The organism is Pseudoalteromonas sp. OANN1 (assembly GCF_024124685.1).
GTDB classification, from domain to species: Bacteria; Pseudomonadota; Gammaproteobacteria; order Enterobacterales; family Alteromonadaceae; genus Pseudoalteromonas; species Pseudoalteromonas piscicida.
This window is the reverse complement of sequence record NZ_JAMXSE010000004.1, coordinates 21,053-35,322: the sequence shown is the minus strand read 5'-3', so window position 1 is coordinate 35,322 and position 14,270 is coordinate 21,053. Positions and strand designations below refer to the sequence as shown.

The 14,270-nt window shown below is 43.5% G+C and carries 8 protein-coding genes; 1 reads left to right on the top strand and 7 read right to left on the bottom strand.

Annotated elements, in window-relative coordinates:
- Position 1: 1 nt before the first annotated feature.
- From NH462_RS04935 to NH462_RS04925, 3 genes are all read right to left on the bottom strand, one after another.
- Entirely contained in the window at positions 2-1,876 is a 1,875-nt protein-coding gene (locus tag NH462_RS04935) for an alpha-amylase family glycosyl hydrolase (protein ID WP_253104530.1), read from the bottom strand.
- A 119-nt stretch (positions 1,877-1,995) separates the two neighbouring features.
- Positions 1,996-3,510 carry a tryptophan halogenase family protein gene (locus NH462_RS04930; protein ID WP_253104527.1) on the bottom strand — a complete coding sequence of 505 codons (1,515 nt, stop codon included), beginning with the start codon at positions 3,508-3,510 and terminating at the stop codon, positions 1,996-1,998.
- Between the two features lie 158 nt (positions 3,511-3,668).
- Positions 3,669-6,527 carry a TonB-dependent receptor gene (locus NH462_RS04925; RefSeq protein ID WP_253104523.1) on the bottom strand — a complete coding sequence of 953 codons (2,859 nt, stop codon included), beginning with the start codon at positions 6,525-6,527 and terminating at the stop codon, positions 3,669-3,671.
- A 635-nt stretch (positions 6,528-7,162) separates the two neighbouring features.
- On the opposite strand from NH462_RS04925, the gene NH462_RS04920 reads away from it, so the two are divergent.
- Complete coding sequence (locus NH462_RS04920; RefSeq protein ID WP_253104522.1) at positions 7,163-8,782, top strand: alpha-glucosidase family protein; 1,620 nt, start codon at positions 7,163-7,165, stop codon at positions 8,780-8,782.
- A gap of 30 nt (positions 8,783-8,812) precedes the next feature.
- On the opposite strand, the gene NH462_RS04915 is transcribed toward NH462_RS04920, so the two are convergent.
- From NH462_RS04915 to pheS, 4 genes are all read right to left on the bottom strand, one after another.
- A complete protein-coding gene (locus tag NH462_RS04915; RefSeq protein WP_253104520.1) occupies positions 8,813-10,423 on the bottom strand; it encodes an EAL domain-containing protein in 1,611 nt (536 codons plus the stop codon).
- 110 nt (positions 10,424-10,533) lie between these two features.
- Complete coding sequence (gene ihfA / locus NH462_RS04910; RefSeq protein ID WP_010377997.1) at positions 10,534-10,833, bottom strand: integration host factor subunit alpha; 300 nt, start codon at positions 10,831-10,833, stop codon at positions 10,534-10,536.
- A 2-nt stretch (positions 10,834-10,835) separates the two neighbouring features.
- Positions 10,836-13,223 (bottom strand): phenylalanine--tRNA ligase subunit beta, encoded by a 2,388-nt coding sequence (gene pheT / locus NH462_RS04905; RefSeq protein WP_253104516.1) that lies wholly within the window; start codon positions 13,221-13,223, stop codon positions 10,836-10,838.
- A gap of 13 nt (positions 13,224-13,236) precedes the next feature.
- Positions 13,237-14,217 carry a phenylalanine--tRNA ligase subunit alpha gene (gene pheS / locus NH462_RS04900; RefSeq protein WP_010604038.1) on the bottom strand — a complete coding sequence of 327 codons (981 nt, stop codon included), beginning with the start codon at positions 14,215-14,217 and terminating at the stop codon, positions 13,237-13,239.
- Between the last annotated feature and the right edge of the window lie 53 nt (positions 14,218-14,270).

The following is a 14,270-nucleotide window of genomic DNA, read 5'->3' as shown; positions in this document are numbered from 1 at the left end:
GTTACTTCTCTACTTGATAAACCGCGCTGGCAAGCGGCGCTAGCGCAATTGTTGCGTTGGCGTGCTCGCCATATGTTGTTGGTTGCAATTGTAAAGTCGGGTGTGACGCTAAAATATCGTTATAAACACCATGCCACTCTTTAGGCAGATTTACGGTGACTATTTGTTCTTGTTCTGCATTAAAGTTGCTCACGACCAACAACTTTTGTTGACCTAATTTACGGCCAAATGCCATAACTGTTTCAGCATTGCTTGGCATCTCAGCACTCAGGGTGACTTGCTGGTATTCACCAGCCGCAATCGCTGGCTGTTTTGCAAGATTGAGTAATTTGACGTAGTAATTACGAAGCGCCTTTTGCTCATCCGAAAGAAGCGCGCCATCAAACTTCCCGTTATTCATCCATTTTTGATGTTCGGGTACACCAATATAGTCAAAGATACTGGTTCTGCTTGGACTGCCGAACCCCGCCTGCTCAGAGCCGTCTTCCCCTAATGTTTGTCCAAAATAGATCATCGATGGCGCTGTGCTTATCAGGTGACTAACCACCATAGCGGGTTTACCTTTTAGCGGATCGCCTACAAATTCAGGGCTTGCGATACGCTGCTCATCATGATTTTCTAAAAAGTGCAACATATGTGGGGCAATATCGGCTACCGATTGATGACTATCCAACACAGCTTGGGCACTACCTTTGCCTTGCATTAACGCCTTCAAGGTGTCGTAGAAACCCACTTTGTCGTAGAGGTAATCCATCTTACCTTGCTTGATATACGGGCGATATAAAGCGGGGTTATAGACTTCTGCAAGCAAGAAAGCTTCAGGGTTTTTTGTTTTAATCGACGAGTTTAGGAAGCTCCAAAACTCTACTGGCACCATTTCCGCCATATCGTAACGGAAACCGTCTACACCCTTTTCTAACCAAAAGTGGGTAATGGCTTGGAATTTGTACCAACTATCTGGCAATTGCTTGTGTTGCCAAAATTCAAAGTGCGCACGATAATCTTGCTGAGCATAGTCATCTGGCAAGCGGTCGAAGTCGTAACTACCGTCAGGCTTCACACCGTAATTCACTTTGACGGTTTCATACCAATCATTAATATCAGGCTTTGCCGCACGAGCACCGTTACCGGTCCACTTTGCTGGATTTTCTGCAAATTTGCCATCCGCCAATGGATGAGATCCACCACCTAACACCTGATAGCCTTCACTCGTTGGTACGGTAAACTCCTCACCAACCACATAATAAAAATTATTGTCCCGAGCATATACAACTTGCGTGTCATCATTGGTGCCAAAATCAACAGTTCCTTTAGGCGCACCGAGTGACTCATAGTTACGAGCGACATGGTTTGGCACAATATCAATGATCACTTTTAAGCCGGCGTCATGTGTACGTTTGATTAAGGCTTCAAATTCAGCCAGTCGCGCAGAAGGATCGTTCGCAAGATCAGGGTTAACGTTGTAGTAATCTTTTATTGCATAAGGTGAACCCGCTCTGCCTTTTACAACATCAGGATCATCTTGGCTGATCCCATACTTGCTATAATCCGTCACTACTGCGTGATGGAGCACGCCGGTATACCAAACATGGGTCACACCCATCGCCTTGATTTGTTGTAATGCCGTAGGAGTAAAATCAGAAAACTTACCTACTCCGTTTTCCTCTAGCGTTCCCCAAGGTTTGTTCACTGCCTTGGTGTTGCCAAAGAGCCTTGTGAAGACTTGATAAACAACGGGTTTGCTCACTGGTGCCACTTCCGATTGCAATGTCATTTGTTCGGTTTTTTTATCAACTGGCTTGGGGCCACAGCCGCTTAAACTTACTGCACCACCCAAAAGCGCTGACACAGCCAATAGTAGAGATTTATTTTTCATAGTGTTGTCATAATGCTGTTTTAAAAGAGTCTACTTGCGTAAACGAACGTACTGAACCCATTACATATGTATTCAGCGAGACCCTTAATTAGATTTTATTTATAACGATAAATACCAAGTTACTTGTGAACATTTGCCACAAAGCTTTCTAGCTCCATTCGGTGATCTTTAAAATTCAATCCACATCGCCTGATGAAGTCATTCACTTTTTCAATGTTATGTTGGTTTGCTAAGGCATTGCCTGACTTAAGCTGAGCTTGTTCTGGGTAGATACCATAACCTGCCAATAAACAATGCCAGCTGACTGAAGGGTAATATTGCTCAACATTTTGGCGAACTAATTCATCCGATAAGTTGTTACCAGAAACCCAAGTCTGTAAAATTTGATAGAGTGACCGCGATAAGTGGTTATTGTTGGCATTATCAAGCCAGTAGTTGGTGTCAGTGCGACTATTCACACGATAATGAGCGACGATATAGTCTCGAATAGCCTGATACCGTTCGCTCAAAGCGCGGTTGTGTTTATCTCTGTTACCATCGGTAAAACCCGCATCTTGGTAGCATTCAATGAAACTTTGAACGGTTTCTTGGACTATATGCAAAGCGGTTGCTTCTAATGGCTCTATGAAGCCCTGAGATAAACCAATCGCTATGCAGTTTTTACTCCAGTGCGCTTTAACTTGCCCGACTTTCATTTTTATATGTCGAGCTTCTACTTCTGAGTCCAACAAACCCAAAGCAGCCCTTAGCTCGGTTTCGGCTTGATCCGCATCGCAGTAATGCTGACTATAAACATAACCATTACCGATACGGTTAGTCAGTGGAATGTGCCAAGACCACCCAAATTGACGCGCAACAGATTGTGTTTCGGAGCGAATTGTATCAAGTTGCTTGGTAGGTATAACGACCGCAGCGTCGTTAAATAAATTGGACTCGAATGACTCAAAACCTACACCTAAAGTGTGTTGTAGCAGTAAACTTTTGAAGCCCGAGCAGTCAATAAAGATATCACCAGAGATTTCTGTACCATCAGACGTTATCAGTGCCGCAATATCACCATCAAGGTGTTTTCGAACGTCGGTAATTGTTGCATCAAGGTGTTTTACATTAAACTCAGCCGCTTTGCGAGCCAACAACTGGCCAAGCAAAGCTGAGTCAAAGTGATAACCATAATTAATTTCGAACGGGAAGCTTTCTGCAGCAATTGGGGATTTATTTAAATCAGCCAAGTGAGTCGCTAAAAAAAAATGGTCTGGGTGGCCCTCTACGTCAATCGCCTTACGCCGAACAAAGCTGTTATGAAAAAAAGCCGGTGCACTGTAGTCGTCAGGTTGTGCAGGAAATGGGTGAAAATAGCTAGAAAACCCAGGTTTTGTCGACCAATCTATAAACCGAATGCCATTTTTATAGGTCGCATTACAAGCCGGCATCCACTCGGCTTCCGAGATACCTAAATAGTCCATAAATCCTTTGAACTGCGGAGTAGACCCTTCACCAACACCAATAGTCCCGATGCTAGAAGATTCAACCACAGTGATTTCTATCGCTTTATCTGCCCAGCTTTTTGCCATCATATTTGCGGCCATCCAACCTGCAGTTCCACCACCTAAAATCACTATTTTCTGACTTTTCATCGCCTTCGCACCTTTACTCTATTAAAAACCACGTATTGAAAGTGAAACAAACATATCAATTAAGATAATTGATGATAACCACTCATTACACTGTGAGCGATTATAAAAAAGCCACCAAAGCAGGTGTTACTTTGGTGGCCATGGATGCTTGCGACTAATTAGAAGCTATAGTTGAACCCTAAATAATACTGGCGACCAAACTCTTTGTACTCACCAGTGGCAAGTGCAGTACCATAATTAGTGGTATTTGACTCATCAGTTAGGTTATTAACCTGTAAGACGGCTTCTAAACCATTTTCAAAGTTGTACGATGCCTGCCAATCAACCACAGTATATTCATCAGCCCAAGCTAGAGAAGAGCCCCCTGGTGAAGCCCCTTCATATACATATTCATCACGGTAACGGATATTCAGGTGTGTTGTGAACGAGTCTATGTTCCAAAATACCGTCGCACTCCAAACATTTTTTGATAGACCAGGGAGTGGCAATTGCTGATCAGGGAAGTTACCACCGCCATCTACCGTTGTTTCGCTCTCGGTATATGAATAGTTAGCGTTAAAACCTAAGCCTGAAAAGACGCCCGGTAAATTATCAAACATCGTGGTATAGGCAAGCTCGATACCTCTAATGTATCCACCTTGATCATTGTTCTGAGTCGTTTGGTATTGACCTGCAACGAACCCATCAGGAACCTCTAGGCCAATATCAGCCCAGTCAACTTCACCTTCTTGATAAGTGATACTTTCAATCAAAGATTCAATATCTTTCCAGAATATAGCGGCAACAAAAGCACCACCATCTTCAAAGTAACGCTCATAAGATAAATCAATTTGAGTCGCTCTAAACGGGTCTAAATTTGGGTTACCTTTGGACCACACATTATAACGAGGACTAGTACCATCATTTGCGGTGTCAGCCCAAGAACCTGCACCACCTCTAAGCTGGTAGACAGGTGGACGGCCAATAACTTCTGCAGCTGCGAACCTAATTTGGTCTGTGTCACTCACTCTGAAATTGAGGTTTAGTGAAGGCAATGTGTCTGTATACTCAGGACCATAATTAACATGACGATAATCGGTTCTTTCAACGCCATTGTCATCGATGATTGAGTCACCAACTTCATCGCCTTGGATCTGTTGAATGCCTATTGATTTCGTATCAGTTCTTACTACACGAACGCCAAAATTACCCGTCACTGGTATGTCGGCAATTTCAGTATCTATATTTGCCATAATATAACCGGCTAATACTTCTTCTCGAACAGCTCCACTTTCAATGAGCGTCCAATTGTGGCCCCAAGTTTGTTGCGCCTCATAATTACCCGGACCAAATACTTCGTTAGCGATACCTTCAAGGTCTAATTCCAAGTATTGGAAGCCTCGAGTATCTCTAACCGAAACATATCCCGTCAAATCGTGAGGAATACACGGGTGGTTCTGATCATTAAATTCACAGCCTTTGTTCGTGACGATAGTGCCATCCGGTAACTGATAACCGTTTTGACCTTCGCGTGCGCCCCATCTAAATGTCGAGCGTTGATCAGTAAATTCACGATCAGACCAACGCGCACCAACTTCAATCGAAGAAATAAAGCTGTTCTCAATAAAATATTTAAAATCAACTTTAACGCTATCTAACTCATCTGTGTACTTGTGAGGGAATTGTTCCCAGTCACCCAGTCGCATATTAGATAGGTCGGTATACCCATTACCAAGTGTTAACAGTGGTGAGTCTTTCTCTCTTTGTTCAAAAGAAAACGTTTGATTTCTTAATTCTTGCCAGGTGTTAACTAATGTTCCATCTTCCAGTGTAGAGGTACCGTATTCGTATGCATGCATTGAAGCAATCATATCTCTACGCGTTTTTTCCCCTTCACTATGAGCCCAGTCGAACTTTAATTCCCACGAATCTGTCGTATATTGCAAGTTTAAGCCAAAGCTGTCGGTGGTTGAGTCCGTTGATTGGTCTTCAGAGCGCATCTCAACCCATGGGCCATTGGGATCCGTAATAGTTACATCCCCAGCGACTAGAAAACCATCTTTAACAACTGCATTGTCAACCGTATACAACGAGTTAATATCTTTTGAGAATCCTTCAATATTTAAGCCGCTCTTTTTATCTTCCGATTCAAACTTAGAATGGAAATAATCAAATTGGACTTTGAATGCGTCTGTTGGCTGATACACCAAGGTGCTTAACAGGCCAAGTCTTTCATCGCTGCCTTTGGCTGAGCGATATTGAAAGCCATTGACCGAGCGCTCTTCAGTACCATCACCATCAAAATCTTGAGAGCGTGTAGGAGCATGCGCTGAGATATCAATTGCGTTATTTGGTTGGTTTAGATACGCCCCACCAATAGCAAATCCAAGTGTCTCATTTAGGAATTTACCTCGGTATGAAAAACTAATACGTTCGCCTGTTGAATCCGCGCCTACATCTGACGCTGCATCATTGTAGGAATATCTTACCGAAGAATTAAAATTATGTTCTTTTTCAGCATCGAGAGGGTTTGCTGTTTTAAGCTCAACCGTAGCCGCAACACCGCCTTCAATCAGCGATGCCTTTGGTGATTTATACACTGCGGCTTGATTAATTAATTCTGACGGATATTGGTCGAATGAAATCCAGCGACTACCTGCGGTATACCCACTGGTGCTCGCCTGTTCACGTCCATTTAATGTGGTTTGAATAAAGTCGCCGTTCATTCCGCGAATATTAAGTTGCGAAGATTGCCCACTTGCTCTTACCGCGGTGATCCCTGGTAGACGGCTTAGCGAGTCAGCGATTGACACGTCAGGTAAGGAAGCTAAGTCTCCAGCATCAACTACTTCTGCAATGGTGTCGCTAAATCTTTTTTTATCGATTGAGGCGATGATACTGCGCGAGATACCTCGAACTTCGATCACCTCAACGTTATTTTCTTCATTATTAGCAGTGTTATCTTCAACAGGAGCAGCATGGCTCACACCCGCAGCAATCAGCGCAAGCGTTAGCATACTCGGTTTGAACTTAGACATAATGTTTTATCCCAATTAACCATATTATATTGTGCGATTTGTTCATCAGGCGTGCAAACTGATGAAAAAACAAACGAGCACAGTTGTTGTCAGTCAAATACTAGCGGCTGATTAAATTTGTAAACAACTTTATGCATACGTATTCAAAGCTAGTGCATTTCAACGAAATTTACAGGCTTTTTACAGGAATAAAACCCAACCTTATGATAAATATATATTTTTATTAGTTAAGGTCATAAGACCGACCGCATTTATTTTCCTGCTTTAATTTCACTAAATCTTAACTTTCATGGGCTATTATTGTCGACTGAGCATCAAAATATCCTCAACATGTCATCACTAGTCATACCCAAGTTGAATTGGTCTTACCAAAAACTCTCTCTCGAAAAGCTTTATTTATCTGGTTATTCCTTTTTAAAGGCCAATATTGGTAAATTTATTTTATAAAATAAAATTATGTAAATGACTTATCATAAATTTACCCAACAAAACCTGCATACGTATGCAGGTTTTTTACAGCCCCATGTGCATGACGTATTCTTTGGCAAAATTAGTGGTGAAAGTGCCTAGCATAGTATTTACTTGATACTCAGCACTGCCAAAGAACAAACACGCACATAGCCTGGAGAAAGTGCATGGCAAATAATGAATGGTGGAAAGGCGCGGTTATCTATCAAATATATCCGCGTAGCTTTCAGGACAGTAATGCAGATGGTATTGGCGACTTACAGGGTATTATTCAGCGACTAGATTATATTAAATCGCTTGGTGTTGATGCTGTATGGATTTCACCATTTTTTAAGTCACCGATGAAAGACTTTGGCTATGACATTAGCGACTATCGCGATATCGATCCTATGTTTGGTACACTCGACGATTTTGACACGCTTATCAGCGAAGCACATAATCGTGATATTAAGATCATTATTGATCAGGTACTTAGTCATACCTCAAATCAACACCCGTGGTTTGTCGAAAGTCGTGAAGACAAAACAAACGACAAAGCAGATTGGTATGTATGGGCCGATGCCAATCCAGACGGCAGTCCACCAAACAATTGGCTATCCATTTTTGGTGGTGTTGCCTGGCAGTGGGAGCCTAGACGTTGCCAATATTACCTGCATAACTTCCTAACTGAGCAGCCGGATCTGAACTTTCATCATCCTGAAGTACGTAAAGCCGTACTAGACAACGTCGAATTTTGGCTTAAAAAAGGCGTTGATGGATTTAGACTAGATGCTATCAACTTCTGTTTTCACGACAAGCAGCTTAGGGATAATCCAGCTAAACCTATTGAACTCCGTCAAGGTCGTGGCTTTAGCGAAGACAACCCTTATGCTTTTCAGTACCATTATTACAACAATACGCAACCTGAAAACTTACTGTTCATGGAAGAGATCCGTGCCCTATTAGATAGATACCCAGGCACAGTTAGCTTAGGTGAGATAAGCTCAGAAGACTCTTTGCAAACAATGGCAGAGTATACGGCCGATGGTAACAAGCTACACATGGGTTATAGCTTTGAGCTCCTAACTAACGACTATAGTGCAAAGTACATCAGAGAAACGGTTTCTCGCCTAGAGTCAGTCATGACCGAAGGTTGGCCATGTTGGGCATTTGCTAATCACGATGTAGAACGGGTAGCAAGTCGCTGGAGTGTAGATGGCAAGGTAAACAATACACAGGTCAGAATGCTCACCGCCCTTCTCGGTTCATTGCGCGGTAGCGTCTGTATGTATCAAGGCGAAGAACTAGGACTTGGCGAAGCCGCCGTTGCCTTCGAAGAGTTGCAGGACCCATATGGCATTACCTTTTGGCCAAACTTTAAAGGCCGTGATGGCTGTAGAACGCCGCTTCCGTGGACGAAGGCAAAAACCAATGCTGGCTTCTCAGAGTCTAAGCCTTGGTTACCAGTTTCTGAAGCACATGCTCTACGAGCAGTAGACGAACAAGCTGTAGATAGCAATTCAACGCTCAGCTATTATCAAGCATTCCTACAGTGGCGAAATGCGCAACCTGCACTAAAAACAGGTGACATTGAGTTTATTGATACCCCAGAGCCAGTATTAGCTTTTTACCGTAAAACACAAACCCAGACATTGCTGTGCGCATTCAACTTAGCAGCTACTCAGCAAAGCGCGACACTTCCTGAAGTTGCATTAAGGCAGTGTGAGCTGAAGCACCTAAGTGGCACGGCAAGCGCAAATGTACTAACACTTGGTGCATTTGGTTGCTACTTCGCTGAAGTTTTATAATAGTTGGGCCTTGTAATTAAATAAGAGCGGTTAAGCCGCTCTTTTATTATCTAACACTTTATCCATCTCACGCTGTAGTTGCGGCAGTTCCAGTGCTTTGAAATAAAGCCAACCTTGATGAATATTCACCCCCCGGCTTTTGAGATAACGAGCTTGAGCTTGGGTTTCTACCCCTTCAGCAATCAGTTTTTTATCCAGCTTTTCCGCCATATCAATCACGGCCGATAAAACCGGGGATTGCAAAGTATCTAGGCCAATTGATGCAACAAAGCTCTGATCTATTTTCAGCAGGTCAATCGGAAAACTTTGTAAGTATTGCAAACCGCTATATCCCGTGCCAAAGTCATCAATCGCGATTTCTATTCCAGCCCGTTTGAGCTCAGTTAGTACCGTTTTCGTTTGAGCCTGCGTCAGCACATCACGCTCAGTTAATTCAATAGTCAACGAGGATATTTGGCTTTTTGCAGCAAGTAAGGCGTCGATATAGCGTTTAGAGCCCAGAAGTAAACCATTAACGTTAAAAGACACCTTAAAGCCTGGCTGAGCAACTAAGATGTCCGTCAAATCACGCACAGCGTTTTCGACTTGTGCTATCGAGATATCTAAAATAGTACCATCACGCTCAGCTTCTGGCACAAAGTAAGCGGGGCCGAGCACACCTTCAAGTGGATGACGCCAACGAATGAGTACTTCCACGCCCACTATCGATGGCACCTCTGCATTAACAAGAGGCTGATACACATTAAATAACTCATCATTTGCCAATGCTCTTAATATTTGTGTTTTACTGCTTAGCTGGCGCTTGTCATAACTGATCAATAACAACGTGAGGCCAACCCAAGAGGCGCAATACAACACACTCCAAAGTACTAGCCACAACCACCCTAGACTCACTAGTTGCTCATCATTTTTTGCAATGATTAAGCTCATCTGCGGCAAACTCGGAATAGCTGCAACGTACGCAAACTTTACCTTTGCATCATCAAAGAGTCCTTCTACTGCGCGGCTATTAGCAGTCGGAAATAGTTTTTGGCGGATTGGCAAAGCATATTTACCATTTAAAAAAACCGGCACACCCGTGCTATTGTCCACCAAGGCAGCAAAATCGGTATTATGATGAGCCGAGATATCAAGCATACTCTTTAGCCAATGATCCGGCATCAACACATTTACCTCATAACCATCGTCTCTCGTGCGCGCTAAAACAAAGGCTGGAAGTTCTAAATAGTCGGTAATGATTGGGCCATAGTATCTAAGTCCAGGCTTCTTTATTGGGGCACTGGTATTCACAGGTGGAGTGAGTTGCCCAAAAGAATTGCAGACCAATTTCCCGTTACTATCTACGATCCCTATTTCGCTCATGCCTGGGTTTTCAAAAACCAATCTACGCATGTAGTGTAGACCGTCAGGGTCGCAATGTGGAGAAAGGTGGATGGCGTGTTTTAAGGTATCGTCTACAACGACAAACTCTTTGTTGATGTCAGATACAATTCGACTCGCTACGGTGACAAGATTGGATTTAGCGGTCTCTTTTTGATGCACATAAGTGAAGGCGGCCACAATTGAAAATACAAAGGTGCAAGACAACCAAGCAATAAAGATATTCTTAAACAACTTGCTTAAGGAGTGTGCTCCTCGCATAAGCTCCTCACTCCACGGAACGCAAACAGGCGCAGAGTGTAGCTTGAATATGTGACAAAACTATTTCAATATAAAAAAAGCCTTGGTATCACCACCAAGGCTTTCTTATATTACAAGTTTTTGCTTGTGCCGACCTCAACACGGGTTTTTAACTTTTGGCCAGGCCTAAAAGTTACCACGCGTCGCGCAGAGATAGGAATATCTTCCCCAGTTTTTGGGTTCCTACCTGGGCGTTCCTTCTTGTCGCGAAGGTCAAAGTTACCAAACCCAGAGAGCTTTACTTGCTCGCCGTTTTCTAGCGCTGAGCGGATTTCTTCAAAAAACGCTTCAACTAAGTCTTTGGCATCTTTCTTATTGATCCCCAGTTTTTCAAATAGGTGTTCAGCTATGTCGGCTTTAGTAAGCGCCATATCTAGTCCCTCAACGATGCATTGAATTGTTTGGCCAGTTCGGCCACCACGTTTTCTACAACCGCGTTGATGTCTTTCTCTTCGAGCGTTCTATCAACCGCTTGTAATGTTAGAGCAATGGCTAAACTCTTATGATCAGGTTCAACCCCTTGCCCTTTGTACACATCGAATAAGTTTAGGTCAACTAATTGATTTCCGCCAACTTTCTCAATGCACTCTAAAATATCGCCTATTTTTACGTCATCTGCAACTAAAATAGCAATATCTCTTCTATTTGATGGGAATTTCGAGATACTAACAGCTTCTGGAAGCTGGCGATTTTCTAAAGCAGCCATGTCGATTTCAAATACATATGGTGTATCTTTAAGCTCTAACGGCTTTAATAGCTGAGGATGAACTGCACCGATGAAACCAACCTTTTTACCGTCTGCATAAATTGCAGCTGATTGACCTGGGTGCAAACCATCGCTCGCCTCTGCTTTAAAGCTAAAGCGTGCTTTATCGTTACAAAGCGCAAGTAATGCTTCTACATCGCCTTTCACATCAAAGAAATCCACTTTACGTGAAGGCACTGACCAATGTTCACTGTGCGTATTACCATACGCGATACCACCGATCACAGCGGTTTGACGTACGCCGTTTTCTGCGTTGTCGTCTTTGATAAACTTAAGGCCCGTTTCGAATAAGCGAATACGCGATTGTTGACGATTTTGATTATAAGAAACCGCATTGATCAAGCCTGTCATCAGGCTTACACGCATTGCTGACATTTCAACCGAAATTGGATGCGGAAGAATTAATGCATCTGCTTCTGGGTGTAGCTGCTGTTGTGCTTTTGGATCAACGAAGCTATATGTGATGGCTTCTTGATAACCACGGCTTACTAACTCATCTCTAAAGCGTGCTACTGGCAAACGTGCTTCTTGATGGTCTGTCATCTTTAACGCAGCGGTTGGCGCCACATTTGGAATATTGTTGTAGCCAAATACGCGCGCAACTTCTTCAATTAAGTCTTCTTCGATACTAATGTCGAAGCGATAGCTTGGTACTTGAGCTTGCCACTGGCCGTCTGCAAATGTTACCGCTAAGCCCAAACGCGTTAAGATATCTGATACTTTAGCATCTTCGATATGGTAACCAATCACGCGGTCTAAACGCTCACGGCGTAAAGTCACTTGACGCTCTTTTGGTAAATCAGTTTCTGACACAGCTTCAACAATCGGCCCTGCTTCACCGCCAACGATTTCAAGTAGCAAGCCTGTTGCTCTTTCCATCGCATCACGCTGCAGTACCGGGTCTACACCACGCTCATAACGGTGCGATGCATCAGTATGCAAACCGTAGCTGCGAGCCTGGCCTGCAATCGCAAGCGGTGCAAAGAACGCGCTTTCTAACAAGATGTCTTTTGTCTCGTCACTAACACCCGACTGTTCACCACCAAAGATACCTGCCATCGCAAGTGCTTTATTATCATCAGCAATCAGTAGTGTTGATGGATTAAGCTTCGCCGTGTTGCCGTCTAACAATACTAGCTCTTCATTCTCAAAGGCATTACGTACTTTAATTCCACCTTCGATTTGGTTTAAATCGAACGCGTGCATTGGGTGACCTAGCTCAAGCAACACGTAGTTCGTAACATCAACAACTGGATCAATTGAGCGTACACCGCAGCGGCGCAGTTTCTCTACCATCCAAAACGGGGTCTCTGCTTTAACATTAACGCCCTTGATCACACGACCTAAGTAGCGTGGACATGCTTCGCTGTTTACCAATTCAATAGAGATTTTATCATCAATCGTTGGCGTAACGGGCGTGATAGCAACTTCTGTTACGTCGATGCTGTTTAGTACCCCAACTTCACGAGCCAGACCTTTGATCCCCAAACAGTCGCTACGATTAGCCGTTAAATCGACATCAATCGTTACATCGTTCAAGCCGAAGTATTCACGAATATCTTGACCGATTGGCGCATCCATAGGGAGTTCTAAAATACCGTCTGAGCTTTCCGCCATACCAAGCTCTTCAAACGCACACAGCATACCGTGAGACGGCTGACCGCGAAGTTTAGCTTTCTTAATTTTGAAATCGCCTGGAAGCGTTGCGCCCACTTTAGCAACCGCCACTTTTAAACCGGCACGGCAGTTAGCGGCACCACAAACAATATCTAGTAGTTCGTCTTCGCCTACGTTTACTTTTGTTACTCTAAGTTTATCAGCATCTGGGTGTTGACCACATTCAACCACTTCACCGATAACCACACCTTGGAAGTCACCGGCAACTGGGTCTACACCATCAACTTCTAAACCAGCCATTGATAATTGCTCAGATAACGCATCAGTATCAATTGCTGGATTGACCCACTCGCGTAACCACTTTTCACTGAATTTCATACTTTTGTCGCTCTTATCTGAATTGGTTTAGGAATTTTAAGTCGTTTTCGAAGAAAGCTCTTAAGTCAGTTACGCCATAACGTAACATCGTCAAACGCTCAACCCCCATACCAAAGGCGAAACCAGTGTATTTTTCAGGGTCAATGCCTACCGAGCGCAGTACGTTCGGGTGCACCATGCCGCAGCCTAGTACTTCAAGCCATTTACCATTTTTACCTTTTACGTCCACCTCAGCTGAAGGTTCTGTAAATGGGAAGTATGAAGGACGGAAGCGAATCTCCATATCTTCTTCAAAGAAGTTACGTAGGAAATCGTGCAAAATTCCTTTAAGTTCTGTAAAGCTCACGTTAGTGTCGACCATCAAGCCTTCAACTTGGTGGAACATTGGCGTATGTGTTTGATCGTAATCGTTACGGTATACACGACCTGGCGAGATAATTCGCAAAGGCGGCTGCTCAGCTTCCATAGTACGGATCTGAACGCCACTGGTTTGTGTACGTAGTACCAATTTAGGATTGAAATAGAAAGTATCATGATCAGCACGCGCTGGGTGGTGCTCAGGAATATTTAGCGCGTCAAAGTTATGAAAGTCATCTTCAACCTCAGGGCCAGATTTAACAGCAAATCCTAGCTCACCAAAAAACTGCTCAATACGTTCAATGGTGCGAGTAACTGGGTGAAGGCCACCAGCTGGCATTGTACGACCCGGCAACGTCACATCAATCGTCTCAGCTGCTAGCTTCTGCTCAAGTGCTGCATTGGCTAACGCTTCACGTTTTACCGTAATCGCATCTTGTACTTGGGTCTTAGCTTGGTTAATCACTTGACCTGCATCTTTACGCTCTTCTGGTGCTAGTTTGCCTAGCGTTTTAAGAAGACCTGTGATCTCACCTTTTTTACCAAGGTAGTTAACTCTAACTTCCTCAAGGTGCGCAATTTCGCTTGCCTGCTCAACGGCTTCAAGCGCTTGCGCTAAAATATTTTCTAAATTCATTGTCTACCTGATCTTTGCTGAGGTAATTTGCTGTTATTTAATCTCTTATGATA

What these genes read in the sequence shown, in the direction of transcription:
- NH462_RS04935 (WP_253104530.1), bottom strand. Translation starts at nt 1,876, where the DNA reads ATGAAAAATAAATCTCTACTATTGGCTGTGTCAGCGCTTTTGGGTGGT.
- NH462_RS04920 (WP_253104522.1), top strand. Translation starts at nt 7,163, where the DNA reads ATGGCAAATAATGAATGGTGGAAAGGCGCGGTTATCTATCAAATATAT.
- NH462_RS04925 (WP_253104523.1), bottom strand. Translation starts at nt 6,527, where the DNA reads ATGTCTAAGTTCAAACCGAGTATGCTAACGCTTGCGCTGATTGCTGCG.
- NH462_RS04915 (WP_253104520.1), bottom strand. Translation starts at nt 10,423, where the DNA reads ATGCGAGGAGCACACTCCTTAAGCAAGTTGTTTAAGAATATCTTTATT.
- pheT (WP_253104516.1), bottom strand. Translation starts at nt 13,223, where the DNA reads ATGAAATTCAGTGAAAAGTGGTTACGCGAGTGGGTCAATCCAGCAATT.
- pheS (WP_010604038.1), bottom strand. Translation starts at nt 14,217, where the DNA reads ATGAATTTAGAAAATATTTTAGCGCAAGCGCTTGAAGCCGTTGAGCAG.
- ihfA (WP_010377997.1), bottom strand. Translation starts at nt 10,833, where the DNA reads ATGGCGCTTACTAAAGCCGACATAGCTGAACACCTATTTGAAAAACTG.
- NH462_RS04930 (WP_253104527.1), bottom strand. Translation starts at nt 3,510, where the DNA reads ATGAAAAGTCAGAAAATAGTGATTTTAGGTGGTGGAACTGCAGGTTGG.